Origin of the sequence: Chitinophaga caeni, from assembly GCF_002557795.1 — a bacterium.
Taxonomy (GTDB): Bacteria; Bacteroidota; Bacteroidia; order Chitinophagales; family Chitinophagaceae; genus Chitinophaga; species Chitinophaga caeni.
The window spans coordinates 4,881,295-4,897,797 of sequence record NZ_CP023777.1 but is presented as its reverse complement, the minus strand read 5'-3'; the positions used below and the strand labels follow the sequence as shown (position 1 = coordinate 4,897,797).

Annotated in this window: 16 protein-coding genes; 14 read left to right on the top strand and 2 right to left on the bottom strand. The window is 42.8% G+C overall.

Translation table 11 applies throughout. The annotated features are described in order from the left end of the window. Nucleotides 1–28: 28 nt before the first annotated feature. The 3 genes from COR50_RS20405 to COR50_RS20395 all read left to right on the top strand — a co-directional run bounded on the left by COR50_RS20405 (nucleotide 29) and on the right by COR50_RS20395 (nucleotide 1,734). Complete coding sequence (locus COR50_RS20405) at nucleotides 29–445, top strand: hypothetical protein (protein WP_098195716.1); 417 nt, start codon at nucleotides 29–31, stop codon at nucleotides 443–445. Nucleotides 446–602: 157 nt separating this feature from the next. Beyond that, entirely contained in the window at nucleotides 603–1,073 is a 471-nt protein-coding gene (locus COR50_RS20400; RefSeq protein WP_157761030.1) for a hypothetical protein, read from the top strand. A 49-nt stretch (nucleotides 1,074–1,122) separates the two neighbouring features. Then, nucleotides 1,123–1,734, top strand: a complete 612-nt coding sequence (locus COR50_RS20395) for a hypothetical protein (RefSeq protein ID WP_157761029.1) — start codon at nucleotides 1,123–1,125, stop codon at nucleotides 1,732–1,734. A 58-nt stretch (nucleotides 1,735–1,792) separates the two neighbouring features. Here the strand turns inward: COR50_RS20395 and COR50_RS20390 are convergent, their stop codons facing one another. Both COR50_RS20390 and COR50_RS20385 read right to left on the bottom strand, forming a co-directional pair. Continuing rightward, the gene (locus COR50_RS20390; RefSeq protein ID WP_098195713.1) at nucleotides 1,793–4,000 is read right to left on the bottom strand and encodes a glycoside hydrolase family 20 protein; all 2,208 of its coding nucleotides are present in this window, start codon (nucleotides 3,998–4,000) and stop codon (nucleotides 1,793–1,795) included. Nucleotides 4,001–4,111: 111 nt separating this feature from the next. Further along, nucleotides 4,112–5,065 (bottom strand): aldo/keto reductase, encoded by a 954-nt coding sequence (locus COR50_RS20385; RefSeq protein ID WP_098195712.1) that lies wholly within the window; start codon nucleotides 5,063–5,065, stop codon nucleotides 4,112–4,114. A gap of 190 nt (nucleotides 5,066–5,255) precedes the next feature. On the opposite strand from COR50_RS20385, the gene COR50_RS20380 reads away from it, so the two are divergent. The 11 genes from COR50_RS20380 (at nucleotide 5,256) to COR50_RS20330 (ending at nucleotide 16,440) form a co-directional block, all read left to right on the top strand. Continuing rightward, a complete protein-coding gene (locus COR50_RS20380) occupies nucleotides 5,256–8,126 on the top strand; it encodes a TonB-dependent receptor (protein WP_098195711.1) in 2,871 nt (956 codons plus the stop codon). 101 nt (nucleotides 8,127–8,227) lie between these two features. Continuing rightward, nucleotides 8,228–8,803 (top strand): RNA polymerase sigma factor, encoded by a 576-nt coding sequence (locus tag COR50_RS20375; protein ID WP_098195710.1) that lies wholly within the window; start codon nucleotides 8,228–8,230, stop codon nucleotides 8,801–8,803. A 70-nt stretch (nucleotides 8,804–8,873) separates the two neighbouring features. Then, nucleotides 8,874–9,209 carry a hypothetical protein gene (locus COR50_RS20370; RefSeq protein WP_098195709.1) on the top strand — a complete coding sequence of 112 codons (336 nt, stop codon included), beginning with the start codon at nucleotides 8,874–8,876 and terminating at the stop codon, nucleotides 9,207–9,209. A gap of 2 nt (nucleotides 9,210–9,211) precedes the next feature. Then, the gene (locus COR50_RS20365; RefSeq protein WP_098195708.1) at nucleotides 9,212–9,736 is read left to right on the top strand and encodes a Spy/CpxP family protein refolding chaperone; all 525 of its coding nucleotides are present in this window, start codon (nucleotides 9,212–9,214) and stop codon (nucleotides 9,734–9,736) included. 64 nt (nucleotides 9,737–9,800) lie between these two features. Beyond that, complete coding sequence (locus tag COR50_RS20360) at nucleotides 9,801–10,190, top strand: hypothetical protein (RefSeq protein ID WP_098195707.1); 390 nt, start codon at nucleotides 9,801–9,803, stop codon at nucleotides 10,188–10,190. A gap of 138 nt (nucleotides 10,191–10,328) precedes the next feature. Beyond that, nucleotides 10,329–11,834 carry a cardiolipin synthase gene (cls, locus tag COR50_RS20355; RefSeq protein ID WP_098195706.1) on the top strand — a complete coding sequence of 502 codons (1,506 nt, stop codon included), beginning with the start codon at nucleotides 10,329–10,331 and terminating at the stop codon, nucleotides 11,832–11,834. Nucleotides 11,835–11,961: 127 nt separating this feature from the next. After that, the gene (locus COR50_RS20350) at nucleotides 11,962–12,579 is read left to right on the top strand and encodes a TetR/AcrR family transcriptional regulator (RefSeq protein ID WP_098195705.1); all 618 of its coding nucleotides are present in this window, start codon (nucleotides 11,962–11,964) and stop codon (nucleotides 12,577–12,579) included. A gap of 48 nt (nucleotides 12,580–12,627) precedes the next feature. Continuing rightward, nucleotides 12,628–13,887 carry a TolC family protein gene (locus COR50_RS20345; protein WP_098195704.1) on the top strand — a complete coding sequence of 420 codons (1,260 nt, stop codon included), beginning with the start codon at nucleotides 12,628–12,630 and terminating at the stop codon, nucleotides 13,885–13,887. Between the two features lie 3 nt (nucleotides 13,888–13,890). Next, the gene (locus COR50_RS20340; RefSeq protein WP_098195703.1) at nucleotides 13,891–14,787 is read left to right on the top strand and encodes an HlyD family secretion protein; all 897 of its coding nucleotides are present in this window, start codon (nucleotides 13,891–13,893) and stop codon (nucleotides 14,785–14,787) included. 10 nt (nucleotides 14,788–14,797) lie between these two features. Next, on the top strand, nucleotides 14,798–15,706 hold the full coding sequence (locus tag COR50_RS20335; protein WP_098195702.1) for an ABC transporter ATP-binding protein: 909 nt from the start codon (nucleotides 14,798–14,800) through the stop codon (nucleotides 15,704–15,706). A gap of 8 nt (nucleotides 15,707–15,714) precedes the next feature. Next, nucleotides 15,715–16,440 carry an ABC transporter ATP-binding protein gene (locus COR50_RS20330; RefSeq protein ID WP_098195701.1) on the top strand — a complete coding sequence of 242 codons (726 nt, stop codon included), beginning with the start codon at nucleotides 15,715–15,717 and terminating at the stop codon, nucleotides 16,438–16,440. Nucleotides 16,441–16,503 lie beyond the last annotated feature (63 nt).

Below are 16,503 nucleotides of genomic sequence, written 5' to 3'. Positions count from 1 at the left end.
TTGATATAAGCAACTTATCTTGCCATCTATGAAGAAGTTACTGGGTTTATTATTTTTATTCATGTGTAGCGCCCAATTAGCGTTCGGGCAATTAGAAGAGATGCAAGCTAAAGCTACTAACGCCGGTAAATTTGTTTACCTACTTGAAGCGAACAAATGGCGGAAAGCGTGCCGCTTGATGAATGCGGATACCGTGGCTGCCCGGGTCGAACTTAAGACCCGCTTAAAAACTGCTGCGCACGAGATGAAAATCATGAAGAAAAGGGATGCCAACCTATTCTTCAACGTGATGCCACCTTCCGAACTTGACGGAACTATCGAGATTTCTTGCCAATACCAAGATCCTAAAGATACCAGCATCGTTTGGTACGAGGTAACGATGCTTTTTGAACCGGGGAAAATGGGGAAAATTATCCGCGTAAACTTTGATCCCAAATTGCGCTAATAACCTGCTTATTCATTAAACCATTTCCAAGTTGAAAATATATAATAAATATTTATTATATTTGTAATGTGCATCTGGACATTTTTTGCTAAGTTGAATATACTATCCTAATTGAAGAAACATGTATGATCGATAATAAGATCATTCAGCCCTTGCCATGAAATACATAATTGTATGGATGTTTTCCTTGTGCCTGGTATTCATTTCCCATTCCTCGCAAGCGCAACGGGACACCACGGAACAACCCACCTGGGTAGTAGTTGCGTTAGATACTACGATGACTTGGCCCACTTTCGGCCAATGCCCGGGTGATGTGTATGCCTTTTTATTATACCAACTGAATTTCCGAACCGGGAAAAGAAAGATCCGGCCAGGTATCGTCATTCCATTATCCTTAAAAATCGGCAGGCTAGGCTCCGTATTACGATTCCAAATACCGATGATCCCTACCCGGTATAACAGGCCCTTTATCGAGGAAGTGAAAAGGGTGGTCAGGTTAATGCCCCGATGGAATCCTGCATTCCATTTGAAAGACGGTAAGCGCGAAGCTTATAAGTCTACTGTTTATCTACATGTATGCTTTAACAGGAAATTTTATATAGATAAGATACAGAAAGCCGAATATTGAAGCGGTTAATTATTTTTTGTCGATCTTTAGATGAAATTCCGTTTGAGCTATGAGAATGTGCTTGATTTTATTCTTATTGGTATCTTCTTTTAAGCCTTTAATGGCGCAAGACTTTACCGGCAAAATAGTTTATGCTAATACATATTATTCCAAGGTGGATGATATGACCGATGCCCAGTATAGCACCTTGTTCGGTTCTAAAACACAGTTTTATATCAAGAATGGTAACATAAAGGAATCTTTTAACGGTATAGCCCTGCGGATGCAAGTGTTCCGTTCGGATAGTAATAAGTTATTTTTTTATAAAGCCAATACGGATTATCCGCTATCCATTAAACCGGTTAATGATAAGGATTCCATGATGAAAGTTATCATAGGCGAGGATGCTGATACGATTAATGTGCTAGGGAAACGGTGCCATAAAGTAATTATCGAATCGAATAATGGAAAAGTGACTTATTATTTTAATAATGATATACAAATTGATCCCAGTTATTTCAGGGACTACAAACTAAATTCGTTTGATATTTTTACGCAGATGACCCATTCTTTACCTTTGAAAATTGTCTTGGAAACCAGCGAATATACCAAGGAAAGTACTGCTATTGAAATGACGCCATTATCTTTGCAGGATGAATTCTTCGAGATCCGCAGGCAATAAAAATAAGTTGATGAATTGTATTCACCAACTTATTGTATTTTATGAATAAGAATGTTGGTTAATATACCGCTATCTCATCAACCAATAACCAGGCTTTTCCCCCCGCGCCATATTCTCCTTGCGGTATTATGCCCTTGTTTTCTAAAGTGACCCTGATATAACGGGTCTTGGTCTTCTTACAATTATATTCGTATACTAAATCTTTTTCCGAACCTTCTCCACTTAGCTTACGGAAATGTTTACCGTTATTGCTGTATTCAAAGGTATAAGATACCGGTTTCCACATCCGTTGCCAATGGTAATCAAGAAAGCTCGTTTTAATTTGGTTTACCTCGGTCTCTTTCCCTAGGTCAATTGTTGCCTGGAGGTTATCCCCGCTTAAACCCAACCACTGCCCGTCATTGTAACGGTTTGTGCCATATTGTCCATTGAGTAAAATACTTCCCGCAACATCAAAATTGCCTTTACCTGGGTTCTTTAAGCTGATTTTTTTGCCAACAGCTTTATGTTGTATTACTTCCTTGGTGTAGGGTCTCAAAACCGCTTTGTCATCTACATACAACTGTGCCTTGATAATGCCGGAAGCTGTAATGTCGATTGGATGCCCGTAAGTTTGCTCTTTACCGAGATAGCTATAACGGATGGTTGCGTTCGGCAAGCTCGAGTGAAGGCTAAGTTGATGTTTGCTGCCCTTGGCCATCATTTTACCTGTAATCTCGTCATAGATATCTGCGTATTTTATTTTATGCTTATCCAAAATAGCGCGTTGAAGTTTCCAGCGTTCGTAAAAGGAAGCATAATCCTTGGAGCTAGGTTGTAACCAAGCTATTTCAGATAATGCCAGCAATCGTGGGAATAACATGTACCAAGCTTGATCTTCCGTAGGTAAATACTCGCTCCACAAATTGGCTTGGATGCCCAAAATATGGGAATCGCCGCCGGCTTCGGCTTGCCTATTTTGCATCGGATCATAGGAATACACCTTTTCTAAAGGCGTATATCCACCTGCTGCAATGGGCTCTAACATGCTAGTTGACTGGTAATAATCGAAATACAAATTTTTCTCGGGACTAAAGATCACATCATGCCCTTGTGCTGCTGCTGCAAATCCAACCGAGTCACCACGCCAGCACATCACGGTAGCATTGGGCGAAAGTCCTCCTTCCGTAATCTCATCCCAACCAATAAGTTGTTTCCCTTTGCTGTTAAGATATTTTTCTATCCGCTTCACGAAATAGCTTTGCAGGGCATGGGCATCTTCCAAATGTTCTGCGGCCATCCTTTGTTGGCATTTCGGGCAAGCATTCCAGCGGTTTTTGGGGCATTCGTCGCCACCGATATGTATATATTTCCCCGGAAACAAAGGGATAACCTCATCCAGTACATCTTCCAGGAAAGTGAAGGTGCTGTCGTTTCCTGCACAATATACATCGTCAAAGATGCCCCAAAATTGTGCGGTTTCGTATGGGCCACCGGTACAGCCCAGGTAAGGGTAAGCTGCCAATGCCGCGGAAGCATGCCCGGGCATCTCGATTTCGGGAATGATGTCGATATGCTTGGACTGGGCATAGGCTACGATGTCCTTTACTTGTGCCTGCGTATAATAACCACCGTATTTTTTACCATCAAATTGATGGGGTATGTCCTTCTTGTGCCCGATCAGTGTTTGATCCCTCCAAGCCGCTACTACCTGCAAGCGGGGATATTTATTTATCTCTATTCGCCAACCTTGATCGTCGGTAAGATGCCAATGAAATGTATTTAGTTTATACATCGCCATTACATCCAGTAATTGCTTGATAAAGTTTACACCGAAGAAATGCCTGCTCACATCAAGCATCAAGCCCCTGTATGCAAACCGGGGCGCGTCTTCGATGGTGCCTGCCGGGATTGTACCATGATAATGATTTCCTAGCTGTATCAATGTTTGTAAGGCATAAAAAACGCCTTTTGAGTTCCTCGCTTTGATTCTTACAGCAGGTTTTTCTAATACCAAGGTATAGCCTTCTTCATCTTTATAGGAAGGGTCGGTAGCAATTTCAACCGGGACGGCATCCGGGTTAAATGTGACGAAGCTGCCCAGGTATGTATTCAGTAACGCTACTTCTGCCTTACAACTTGTGTCGGCTGCATGAACTACGGATGTTTTTCCGATAGAAATAAAACCTTCCTTAGCTGTAAACTTTTGAACTTGGGGCATCAAGGGTTGTTGTGCCAGGCTTCCCAAGCAAATAGTCATGAGGATAGTAAAAAATAATAGTCGCATACGCGGAATATATTTGGGATGATCGATAGTATTAAGAAGTACGTAAAAATAATAAACATTCCCCGGGCTTCATAGTGGTAATGCCGGAACGGGATAAGTTCAGGGTTCAAGTCAATACGCACTGGCATTATTCAACAATTCCAATTCAGCTCCGGAGAGCTTAATCGTGGCGGCTTTAGCTAATTGTTTCACTTGTTCCACCTTGGTAGCGCTGGCAATAGGCGCCGTGATTCCCGGGCGGGCCATTAACCAAGCCAAGGCGATTGCCGCCAGGCTGCAATGATGCCTTTCGGCCACTTCATCCATCGCTTGCAAGATGCTGAAACCCCTGTTATCAAGATATTTGTCAATTCCGCTTCCGCGCTTACTTTTGTCTAAGTCCGCCTTGTCCCGGTACTTTCCACTGAGGAACCCGCTAGCTAAGGAATAATACGGGATGACGCCCAGCTGCTGTTCTTGGCAGATTTTAGCATAATTTGCTTCATAGTCAGCCCTATCATACAGGTTATACTGGGGTTGTAAACTTACATACCCCGGTAAATGTAATGTCTTACTGGTATTTATAGATTCAACCAATCTTCCCGGGCTGAAGTTAGATGCACCTATATATCTCACTTTGCCGCTTTTAATTAATGTCCAGTACGCTTCCAAGGTTTCTTCTACCGGGGTTTCCGGATCATCGTAATGAGATTGGTACAAGTCAATATAATCGGTTTGTAAGCGCCGGAGAGAATCTTCCACGGCCTTCAATATATATGCCTTCTTTAATATTTTTTTCGGGCTCCGGGGCATCGTGGAGCCTACCTTGGTAGCCAAGATAATCCCGGATCGATTCTTACGTTTTTGAAACCATTGCCCGATGATCGTTTCCGATTCACCTCCTTGGTTGCCCGGAACCCAAGTTGAATAAGCGTCCGCTGTATCGATACTATTAAACCCGGCGCTTGTAAACGCATCTAGTACATGGAATGATTGTTCCGCGCCGATTGTCCAGCCGAAAACATTACCCCCCAACATCCAGGGAGCAATGTTGAGTTCCGATAACCCGATATTTCTTTTATTCATAATAATATGTTTTGTTGAAAAGCTCCAGGTATAAAGATACGATGATTGTAAAAAGGCTGGGAAGGGTTGATTTCGGCCATTTTTATCGGCTGTTCCAGCAATAGAGGGATAAATCTTGAAAAAAAACGGATGAGCGGTAAAAGAAAGGAATCGGAATGCCGTCTAAACTATTGCAATAACTCATCAACTTATGAAGCGAATAACGCTACTTTTTACATTTTTAATTACATTCTCTTGTTTGGCTAATGCCCAATCGGTTATCAAGGGTGTGCTCCAGGATAAAACGGATAGTACCCGCCTTATCGGCGCTACCGTTCGTTTAACCAAACCCGGTGATACTACATTTATACGGAACCTATTGACTAATACCAGCGGTGGCTTTGAATTTGCTAGCATTCAACCCGGATCTTACAAGTTAACGTTTACTTTCTTAGGGTATTCAGAACTAGTGCGTAATATCAGCTTCAATGGCACGAACGGGAATATGGGAGTCGTGAACATCCCCAGGTCCGTGACCGATTTGAAAGGGGTGACGATCAAGGGGCAAGAACCGCCTACCCAATTGAAAGGGGACACGACCCAGTACAATGCGAGCGCCTATAAAACTAACCCCGATGCATCTGCCGAAGATCTGGTCAAGAAAATGCCCGGTATCACGGTGCAGAACGGAACGGTTACAGCGCACGGGGAAACGGTGAAGAAAGTATTGGTTGACGGGAAGGAATATTTTGGCGAAGATGCTACGGCGACATTGAAAAACTTGCCGGCCGAAGTGATCTCCAAGATCGAGGTATTTGATAAAATGAGCGACCAGGCACAATTCTCCGGTTTTGATGATGGAAACAGTTATAAAGCTATCAACGTTGTTACAAAGAATGGTTTGAGTAATTCCAAGTTTGGGAAAGTATACGCTGGATATGGCACTCAAGGTCTGTATAATGCCGGGGGTAGTGTTAATTTTTTCAACGGCGATAGGAGAATCGGTTTGATCGGGATGACTAATAATGTAAACCAGCAAAACTTTGCTTCGGAAGATGTACTCGGCATATCTGGCGGCGGCGGTGGTCGTGGCGGTAGGGGCGGCCGTGGAGGCGGTAACAATTTCAACGTCGGCTCGCAAAGCGGTATCAACAAAACGAACTCCTTGGGTATCAACTTCCAGGATACTTGGGGTAAGAAGTTGACGGTGAACGGTAGCTATCTATTTAATAATAAATCAACTGAGAACGAAACGCTCACCCATCAAGTTTACCCGAATGATATAGCAGATTCTGTCCGCGTTTACAATGAATTAGCCAATTCTGAAACGAAGAACTATAATCACCGTGTAAATTTACGCTTAGAGTACAAGATATCTGATAAAGACATCCTGATGTTTACCCCTTCGGTGAGTTTTCAAAAGAATGATGCCATGTCGCATACCTTGGGTGATTTTAAATACGGCGATTCATCTTTGATTAATGCTACGGATATTGCTTCCACAAATAATAATAAAGGGTATAACGCGAATACCAACCTCTTATGGAGGCACGCATTCGACAAGAGGGGACGTACGTTCTCCATTAATTTTGGCTTCAGGGCAAATAACCGCGATGGTGAAAGCATATTACCTTCTTATACGACAACTAATTACAAGGGTGGGCTAGTTACCGATTCAACATTAAGGGAGACCTACTCCAATACGGATGGACAAACCTATTCCGCTAATTTCTCCTATACGGAGCCGGTCGGTAAAGGGCAACTGGAAATTAACTACCGCCCATCGATTAGCATCAATAATGCAGATCAGAAAGCTTATACCATCGATTCGACTCATAGTGAATTAACTTTTGATCCAAGTTTGTCGAACTTGTATAAAAATAAATATACCGTAAACAATGGTGGCCTTAGTTACCGCATGGGCAACCGTGATAAGATGTTGATTATAGGCGTTAACTTGCAACATGCTACCTTGGAAGGAGACCGTACTTTCCCGACAGATTTTAACTTGAAGCGTTCCTTCACAAATGTTTTACCGAACTTGATGTGGAGGCAGAAATTTAACAAGAATTCTAGCGTAAGGTTATTTTATAGGGCATCGACCGATCAACCATCTATCAATAATTTGCAGGATGTGTTGAGTTATACTAATCCCTTGTTTGTAAGCACCGGTAACCCGGAACTGGATCAATCTTATTCACAATCTTTACGCGGTGGATATCATTATATTGATACTGAGAAAGGGTTAATGTTTATAGCCGGCGTCAATGTTGAAAATACGAATAACCGTGTTACCAATAGAACTTATATCGCCCAGCAAGACACCGTGTTGACACCTACGTTTACATTGCGCAAAGGAGGACAATTAACTAAACCGATCAACGTGGATGGATACTGGAACGCTAGGTCTTTCTTTAACCTGGGTTTGCCATTAAAAGTGATCAAATCAAACTTAAATACCAACCTGGGCATCAGCTATACCCGCTCTCCGGGTTATGTAAACAGTACCTACAACGTTTCCAACACGTATGCTTATAATGCCGGGGCTGTTATTTCCAGTAATATCAGTGAATATGTAGATTTTACATTGTCTTACAATGCTTCATTTAACAACGTAAAAAATAATGTTTCTACTTTAAATAATAGTAGTTATTTCAACGGCAGCGCTTCAGCAAATGTTAACTTGATGACGAAGAACGGTTGGGTGCTGAATTCAGATTTAACAAACCAGTATTACAGCGCCCTAGATAATGGTCAAAGTACAAATTATTGGCTTTGGAATTTGAGCGCCGCCAAGAAGTTCTTAAAAGATAACAGGGGTGAACTGAGGGCCACGGTATATGACTTACTGAATCAAAACCAAAGCATTTCCCGCTCTACTACGGAACTTTATATTGAAGACCAACGTTCTTTAGTGCTGAAGCAGTATTTCATGCTGACTTTTACATATAGAATAAAAAGTTGGAATAAGAAAGGTACTGACCCCGAAGAAGAAATGCAAAACGACAGGGAAAGGATGTTCCGCAGGTTTGGTCCTCCCGGTGGTGGAAGACCTGGCGGCCCTCCCCCAGGTGGCGGATGATAGGTGAGGAGCGCCCGGTATGTAATTTACCGGGCAGTATTCCCCCAGGTTTTCGTATTTTCAAAGTCCGGCCATTTAAAAAAACATAGAATCCGTCTAGCTTGAGCGTTGTCGATCCATTGATTGAAAGATTACAGCAAGGTGATGAATCTGCTTTCCGCACCTTGGTTGACACCTGGCAAAACATGGTGTATAATACCGCATTGGGTATTGTGCAGCTACCTGAAGATGCGGAGGATGTTGCCCAGGACGTATTTGTGCAGGTGTATGAGTCGATCGCTCATTTTAAAGGAGATGCTAAATTATCCACCTGGATATACCGGATCACGGTGACAAAATCACTGGATCATATCCGTAAAAAGAACAGGAAGAAGCGGTGGGGAAAGCTGTTCTCCATTTTTGGAAGTGACGGGGAATTGAACTGGGAACCACCCGATTTCAACCACCCTGGCGTCTCGTTGGAAAAGAAAGAACAGGCCAACTTGTTAATGCAAGCTGTAGCCCAGCTTCCGGAAATGCAAAAAGCGGTATTTATCCTGCATAAATTGGAGGGCTTACCTACCAGGGAGATCGCTGAAATCTTGGATACCACCCTGGCCGCGGTAGATGGGCATATGCACAGGGCCAAGAAAACGTTACAAGTGCTGCTCGGGAAACATATGAAAGGAAATTCGTGAAAAAATGGATGATTTTTTGAAAGGTTTTGAAAAGAATATCGTCTAATTATTTATAAAAAGCTTGACAATTATGCGTGAAGGAAAGAAATATGAGTTTTCGGAAATACTGTCGAGTATCGATGGTTTGTCCCGCGCTACCCCCGCGCCATATTTTTATACGAGACTGCGCGCCCGTATGGAAAAGGCATCATTGAGCGCTTGGGAGCGTATGGCAGGTTACTTGACTAAGCCGGTTGTAGTAGTCGTATTCGTAGGAAGCGTTTTGGCATTGAATAGTTGGACTGTTTTACGCCAGGTGAATGCCACCCTAGGTACAGCGCAAGAGCAATCGACCATCCAAGGGATTCGCGAGGAGCTGAATATCGCTTCCAACACGAATATTTATGATCTGATAAAACCAGAATAAGAATGACTACACGCACCCGGAGTAGGTTTCTCGTTATCCTCGTCGTACTGTTATTCCTAACGAATATCGCGATGATTATTTTCTTTGTATTCCTGAAGCCAAACAACAACAGGAACCGCAACTTTAGACGTGATTTTGTCGTGGAATACCTGGAAGAGAAAGTGGGTTTTTCCCAGGTGCAAATTGATAGTTTCAAGGTGCTGCGCGATGAAAATAATAAAAGGATGATGCCTTACTTCAGCAAAATGAGGAGCACGCGGGAAGATTTATATAAAATGGTCTACGATAGCATGCCGCCAAGTGATTCGGTACTGAATGCCAAAGTAGATAGTATAGGTATGGCCCAGGCACAAGTTGAAAAGGCATTATTCGAACACTTCAAGGAAATCCGGGCAATTTGTACTCCAGGACAACAACCCGCTTTCGATTCCTTGCTTAACAGGCTATTTAGAAGGGGTGCTGCCGGTAATCCTCCCCCCAGGTCGGGATGGAAAGATAAACCGGGAAAAGAAAAACAAAAAGGTTAGGCAATTTTTTTTCTCTATAACTCATCACACAACAATTTTCGTTAAACTTAAACTTTAGTACAGCATGAAAAAGATGTTTGTAATGGTTTTTGCCTGCTTGCTAGTGGGTATGACCGCCTTTGCCCAACAAGGTCCCGGGGGACAACGTCGCTCCGTGGAAGATAGGGTTAAGATGACCATGGAATGGATGAATAAAGAACTTTCTTTAACAGCGGATCAAAATACCAAGATTACCGCCATCCAAACTGATTTCTATAAATCGATGGATAAAATGCGCGAAAGCGGCGAGCGTCCCGATCGTGAAACTTTCAAAAAAATGAACGATGAGAAGGAAGCTAAAATCAAGGAAGTATTGACTGAAGAACAGTACAAAACGTACACTGCCAAACTGGAAGAAATGCGTAAACGCCGTGGTGGTATGAGACCCCGCGGAGGTGGTGGACGCAAATCGTAATATTTATTCAGAGCAAACCAATTCTCCCGGCTACATTCTTGTTGCCGGGTTTTTTATTTGTTATTTATATAAATCCTGCCAACTACTTAGCCTGCTAATTGTTAGATACGTATATTTATAGGAACATAATTCGACCTTATGCCGGAATTTTTCAGCACAATTTGGCAGTTTACCGTAGAACATTGGAAGAGTGTAGGCCTTGGAATTATTTATTTACTCACGTTTATAGTTGCCCTGAAAGCCTTGGTGGAAACAACTAATACCGGGAAAGCGATGGCCTACCTGCTATTGCTGTTTTTCTTGCCCGGCCTTGGTATACTTATTTATTTAAGCGTCGGGATTAACCGTCGTATTAACAGGATTTATTCCCGCAAATGGCAATCTAACGTGATGTTATCTGGCAGGGTTCAGGATTACCTGTACCAAGAGTCGAAGGAAGCCTTATTGGAAAATGCCAAGTTGGTTGGAAATAAAGCCAGCATTGCAAGAATGCTGTTTAAAGATATCCTTACACCTATCTCGATGCATAACGAGGTGCAATTATTATTGAACGGCGAGGAAAAGTTTCCAAAATTATTAGAAGTATTATACGGCGCCAAGCACCATATTCATATAGAATATTACATTTTTGAAGATGATACAATTGGCCGGCAGGTAATTAATATCCTAAAAGATAAAGTTAAAGAAGGTGTAGAAGTTCGGTTTATTTATGATGACTTCGGCAGTAGTGACCTTAACCGGAAGTTATTAAAGGAGCTAAGAGCCGCGGGGGTAGAAGTGTATCCATTTTACCGTGTCCGGTTTCTAGCGAACCGGTTAAACTACCGGAATCACCGTAAAATAGTAGTGGTAGATGGTAACCAAGGGTTTATTGGCGGTATTAATGTCAGTGATCGCTATATTAATACCGCGGAATACCGCGATACTGCTGCCAAGCAAAAATGGCCGTTTTGGAGGGATGCACATTTATATATTTACGGGTTAGGGGTACATACCTTGCAGTTTATTTTCATGAGTGATTGGAATTTCTGCGCGGAAACAGATCTGCCCATTACCCACCAGTATTTTTCAGACGCACCGGAATGTGAAGGGGAAGCCTTGGTGCAAGTAGCTGCCAGTGGACCTGATAGCCAACGGTCAACAATTATGTTATCTAACCTTGCCGCGATCAATCAAGCGGAAAAGAGCGTGTTAATTACTACTCCTTATTTTATACCCAATGACTCCATTTACGATGCCATGATCCAAGCGGCCCTTTCAGGGAAGGATGTGCGGCTTTTAGTTCCCGGTCAAAAGAGCGACTCCGTAGTGGTAAACAAGGCCGCGGAGTCTTATTTTGAAGAATTATTGTATTCAGGTGTACGGATCTTTAGGTACAATGAAGGCTTCGTGCATGCTAAGACGATCGTGGTAGATAATAATTTATCGATCGTGGGTACCGCTAATATTGATGTACGTAGCTTTGATCTGAATTTTGAAGTGAATGCTTTAGTCTTCAGTACCCAACTTAATCAACAATTGTCCGATGCATTTATGTCGGACCAGTTCCATAGCACGGAGATTCATTACGATGATTGGGTACAACGCGGCCGCTGGCAGCGTTTCCTGGAAGCGCTGGCAAGGTTGTTGTCGCCGCTTATGTGAGTCATGCGTTCTCTTGCAGGTAATACACCCGTTTCGTTTTAATCATCAATAATATTGAGAAAATAATTTTGCTGATATTAATCCATTCATTTACCTTTGAATAAATTTAACCAAATAGTTAAACCGTATGGTTGATAAATTAGAGCAGGCAAAAACGGAAGAGTTGATTTTGAATGCTGCGAGGTTGGTATTCACCCAACGCGGCTATAATGGCGCTAGGATGCAAGAGATTGCCGATGAAGCGGGGATTAATAAAGCCCTGTTGCATTACTATTTCAGGAGCAAGGATAAATTATTTGAAATCATCTTTACCGAAGCCATCAACCAATTATTGGGCCGCATTAACGAAGTGATCAAAACCAAGGGTTCATTGCTGGATAAGGTCAGTGTAATCGTGGATTTATATATCGCGGGATTGATGGAGAAGCCGTTTATTCCCATATTCGTACTACACGAGATGAGCCAAGACCCTGAGAAAGTGGCCCAAAGGTTTCTCAATAGCGCTAACATGCCCGATGTGAAGCAGTTCTTGAAAGAAGTTGATGCCGAAATTAAAAAAGGGCATATCAAGGAATTTGACCCGGAACAATTATTTATAAACGTAGTATCGCTCTGTATCTTCCCATTCGTAGCTAAACCAATGATCAAAGGCGTGTTACGGAAAAATGAAATGGAATTTAGATTGATGATGCAAGAGCGGAAACGGGAAGTAGTGAAATTTATTACCGCTGCATTACAACCCTGAGTTTTTTTTGATGTTATATTAACCAAATAGTTAAATAAATCGGTTAAAATGAAGTACCTATTTTGTTTATTATTATATCTCCCGGTACAGTTGATGGCGCAAGATAGCAGCCTTAGCCTGGCTACCTGTCAAAGTTGGGCAAGGGAGCATTATCCTATGTTATCACAAAAAGAGGTAATAGCTAAAGTGACAGCACTCCAGTTAAAAAATACCAAGAGTAACTATTTACCGCAAGTTGACCTAAATGCGCAGGCCACCTACCAATCCGATGTGACGCAGATACCCATCAAACTTCCAAATTTTGATATCCAGGCCATTCCAAATGACCAGTACAAGGCTACGGTGGATGTAAAGCAATTGATTTATGATGGCGGCACGATCAGGCAGCAACAGGAATTGCACCGGGCTAACGAAAAAGTATCCCGGCAACAGTTGGAAGTGGAACTGTACCAGCTTCGTTTGCAGGTGGCGCAGGTATTTTTCAACGCTATTTTACACGGGGCATATATTGAGAACGCGGAGCAGGTGATCGAAGATATTTCCCAGAGGATAGAACGCTTGAAAGTTGGCGTAAGCAACGGGGCCGTTTTACAAAGTAATGTAGATCTTTTGGAGGCAGAGCGGTTAAAAGCGGAACAACAATTGTTCGAAGCACTGACAGGTAAAGAAACAGCCTTGGAATTACTATCAATTCTTACCGGTAAAAGCATTGACGGCAATACGCGCCTTGAAATGCCACCCGCCGTTGAACAACAGGATGCTCCGGGCATCATGCGGCCGGAATTGCTGCTGTATTCGTATCAATCTGAAGCTTTGAATGCACAGGATAAATTGGTAGCTACCAAGAATATTCCCAAGTTAAGCGCTTTCGTACAAGGTGGGTATGGTAGGCCCGGTCTCAATATGTTGGAGAATGAGTTCAGGTTCTTTTACATCGCCGGAATTAAGTTGAACTGGAATATCTGGAACTGGAAGCAGCAACAAAATGAAAGGAAGATATTACAATGGCAGGAACAGACTTTTTCCAAAAGATCGGAAACGTTCGAACTAAATACCCGGATGCAATTGTTACAACAGCAAGCGGAGATGAAAAAGATGAGGGCTGCCATGGATAAAGATGAAAGAATTGTCGATCTCAGGAACAAGGTGAAGGATGTCAGCGCTACCCAACTTGATAATGGGGCTGTGACCGTACACGATTACCTGGCGGATTTGTATGCCGCTTCGCAATCAAAGATTCAATATAAAACCCATGCCATCCAATGGTTGTTGGCTAATATTCAATATCAAATCATTAAAGGCAATTAGTATATGAAAAGCTTGCTAATTTCTTGCTGTGCTATTACAACTTTATTCGCTTCATGTAAAAATGAAGAAGATGGTGTAATGGCTTACGGCAATTTCGAAACAACGGAAGTTATCGTTGCCGCCGAAGCTACGGGCAAATTGCTCAGTTTTAAATTGGAAGAAGGTGACTCGATCGCGGCGAACGCGGTTGTAGGCGCCATAGATTCTACCCAGTTATACCTGAAACGTTCCCAGTTGCAGGCAAGCGTCAAAGCTGTTAGAAGTAAAAAGCCTCCAGTGAACCCACAGCTGGAAGTTATCCATCAACAAATACTTGCACAACAGAAAGAACAACAACGTATCAAGAAGATGTATGATGCCAATGCCGCTACTGCAAAACAGTTAGATGATATCAATGCCGCGGTGGCCGTATTAGAAAAACAATACGCTTCGATGGCCGCCACTTTATCGACACAAGTGGAAGGTGTTGAGGAGGAAACAAAACCATTGGAAGCGCAGATTGCCCAGGTCGAAGATCAATTGAACCAATCGCTGGTCGTAAATCCTGTCGCGGGAACCGTCTTAGTAAAATACGTGGAGCAGGGTGAAGTGGTCAATTACGGCAAGGCGCTTTATAAAATAGGCGATCTCAACAATATGATATTAAGGGTGTATGTATCGGCAAGACAATTGCCTTCTATTAAGATCGGTCAAACTGTGAAAGTTCGTATCGATGGTACGGAGGGCGGCACTTTCGTGGAATATCCCGGTAAAATTACCTGGGTGGCCTCCGAAGCGGAATTTACACCTAAGGTAATTCAAACTTTAGAAGAAAGGACGCAGCTGGTTTACGCGGTAAAGATTGCCGTGAAGAATGATGGAAAGATCAAGCTCGGCATGCCGGGTGAACTCATGTTATAAACGATTTCTTATGAATGCGATCGTAGTAGAACATATTAGCAAGAATTACGGTGCTATACAGGCTTTGAAGGAAATTTCCTTCCATGTGAAGAAAGGGGAGTTATTCGGTCTCATCGGTCCCGATGGCGCGGGGAAAACGAGTTTGTTCCGTATTCTAACCACGCTCATGCTGGCCGATCAAGGTACGGCAACGGTTAATGGGCTGGATGTTGTCAAAGATTATAAGAAAATCCGGCAGATGGTCGGATATATGCCGGGACGGTTTTCATTGTATCAAGATTTAACAGTAGAGGAAAACCTGCAATTCTTCGCCACGATATTTAACACGACCATCGAGAAAAATTATCATCTCATTAAAGATATTTACGTGCAGTTGGAACCGTTCCGGAAACGTCCGGCAGGAAAATTATCCGGCGGGATGAAACAGAAGTTGGCGCTATGCTGCGCCTTGGTGCATGAACCTTCCATCCTTTTTTTGGATGAACCTACAACCGGTGTTGACCCGGTTTCAAGGAAGGAGTTTTGGGAAATGTTGAAACGCTTGAGGGATAATGGTATCGCCATCATGGTAAGTACACCGTATATGGATGAAGCCGATTTATGTGAAAGGGTTGCCTTGATACAAGCCGGGCAAATTTTGCAAATCAATTCACCGGCCAATATTGTAGCGGATTTCGAAAAAGATATTTACGGTGTCAAAGGGGAACATATGCATGCATTGCTACAAACGGCCAGGTCTTATCCCGGTACTTTTAGCTGCTTCGCCTTCGGGGATCAATTACACCTCGTGTTGAAGGATGGAGAGACAAATAGCCTGGGGGTGCAGCAATATTTAAGTGAACGTATCAACGGGGACTTTACTTTGCAAAAAATTGAACCCGGTATCGAAGATTGTTTTATGTATCTCATGGAAAAATAGAAAGCAGCATGGAAGCTTACGCTATCAAAACGGATAAATTGACAAAAAAATTCGGTGATTTCACTGCTACGGATGCCATCACGTTCGAGGTATACAAAGGTGAGATCTTCGGTTTCCTTGGAGCGAACGGCGCCGGTAAAACTACTGCCATGAGGATGTTATGCGGTTTGTTGAAGCCGACTAGCGGGAAAGCTACGGTAGCTGGATACGATGTGTTTTCTCAACAGGAGAAAATCAAGCAAAGTATCGGTTATATGAGTCAACGTTTTTCATTGTATGAAGACTTAACCGTCACGGAAAATATACGCTTTTACGGTGGAATTTATGGATTGAAAAGACAGGCTTTAAAAGATGCTTCGGAGGCTTTGTTGCAGAAACTCGAATTGCAGCAGGAGGCTAAGAGCCTGGTGAGTGCCCTGCCCTTAGGCTGGAAGCAAAAATTATCATTTTCAATCGCCATCATACATAATCCTTCCATCGTTTTCCTCGATGAACCGACAGGTGGTGTTGATCCGATTACGAGGAGACAGTTTTGGGATATGATCTATGAAGCTGCCGATCGGGGGGTGACAGTTTTTGTAACAACGCATTACATGGATGAAGCGGAGTATTGTAACCGTGTATCAATCATGGTGGATGGGAAGATCGAAGCCCTGGATACCCCTGGCAATCTGAAAAGCCGATTTTCCGTCAATAGCATGAATGATGTATTCCTGAAATTGGCGAGAGGCTAATAGACGGGGCTATCCCTAGATGAAATTTGGCTGGTTCCGATAATTAAACATGGATAAAATTAG

Excerpts from the sequence above, each read along its gene's own strand:
- COR50_RS20350 (WP_098195705.1), top strand. The coding sequence starts at position 11,962 with ATGGTTGATAAATTAGAGCAGGCAAAAACGGAAGAGTTGATTTTGAAT.
- COR50_RS20400 (WP_157761030.1), top strand. The coding sequence starts at position 603 with ATGAAATACATAATTGTATGGATGTTTTCCTTGTGCCTGGTATTCATT.
- COR50_RS20340 (WP_098195703.1), top strand. The coding sequence starts at position 13,891 with ATGAAAAGCTTGCTAATTTCTTGCTGTGCTATTACAACTTTATTCGCT.
- COR50_RS20365 (WP_098195708.1), top strand. The coding sequence starts at position 9,212 with ATGACTACACGCACCCGGAGTAGGTTTCTCGTTATCCTCGTCGTACTG.
- COR50_RS20390 (WP_098195713.1), bottom strand. The coding sequence starts at position 4,000 with ATGCGACTATTATTTTTTACTATCCTCATGACTATTTGCTTGGGAAGC.
- cls (WP_098195706.1), top strand. The coding sequence starts at position 10,329 with ATGCCGGAATTTTTCAGCACAATTTGGCAGTTTACCGTAGAACATTGG.
- COR50_RS20330 (WP_098195701.1), top strand. The coding sequence starts at position 15,715 with ATGGAAGCTTACGCTATCAAAACGGATAAATTGACAAAAAAATTCGGT.
- COR50_RS20395 (WP_157761029.1), top strand. The coding sequence starts at position 1,123 with ATGAGAATGTGCTTGATTTTATTCTTATTGGTATCTTCTTTTAAGCCT.
- COR50_RS20380 (WP_098195711.1), top strand. The coding sequence starts at position 5,256 with ATGAAGCGAATAACGCTACTTTTTACATTTTTAATTACATTCTCTTGT.
- COR50_RS20335 (WP_098195702.1), top strand. The coding sequence starts at position 14,798 with ATGAATGCGATCGTAGTAGAACATATTAGCAAGAATTACGGTGCTATA.
- COR50_RS20370 (WP_098195709.1), top strand. The coding sequence starts at position 8,874 with ATGCGTGAAGGAAAGAAATATGAGTTTTCGGAAATACTGTCGAGTATC.
- COR50_RS20385 (WP_098195712.1), bottom strand. The coding sequence starts at position 5,065 with ATGAATAAAAGAAATATCGGGTTATCGGAACTCAACATTGCTCCCTGG.
- COR50_RS20360 (WP_098195707.1), top strand. The coding sequence starts at position 9,801 with ATGAAAAAGATGTTTGTAATGGTTTTTGCCTGCTTGCTAGTGGGTATG.
- COR50_RS20405 (WP_098195716.1), top strand. The coding sequence starts at position 29 with ATGAAGAAGTTACTGGGTTTATTATTTTTATTCATGTGTAGCGCCCAA.
- COR50_RS20345 (WP_098195704.1), top strand. The coding sequence starts at position 12,628 with ATGAAGTACCTATTTTGTTTATTATTATATCTCCCGGTACAGTTGATG.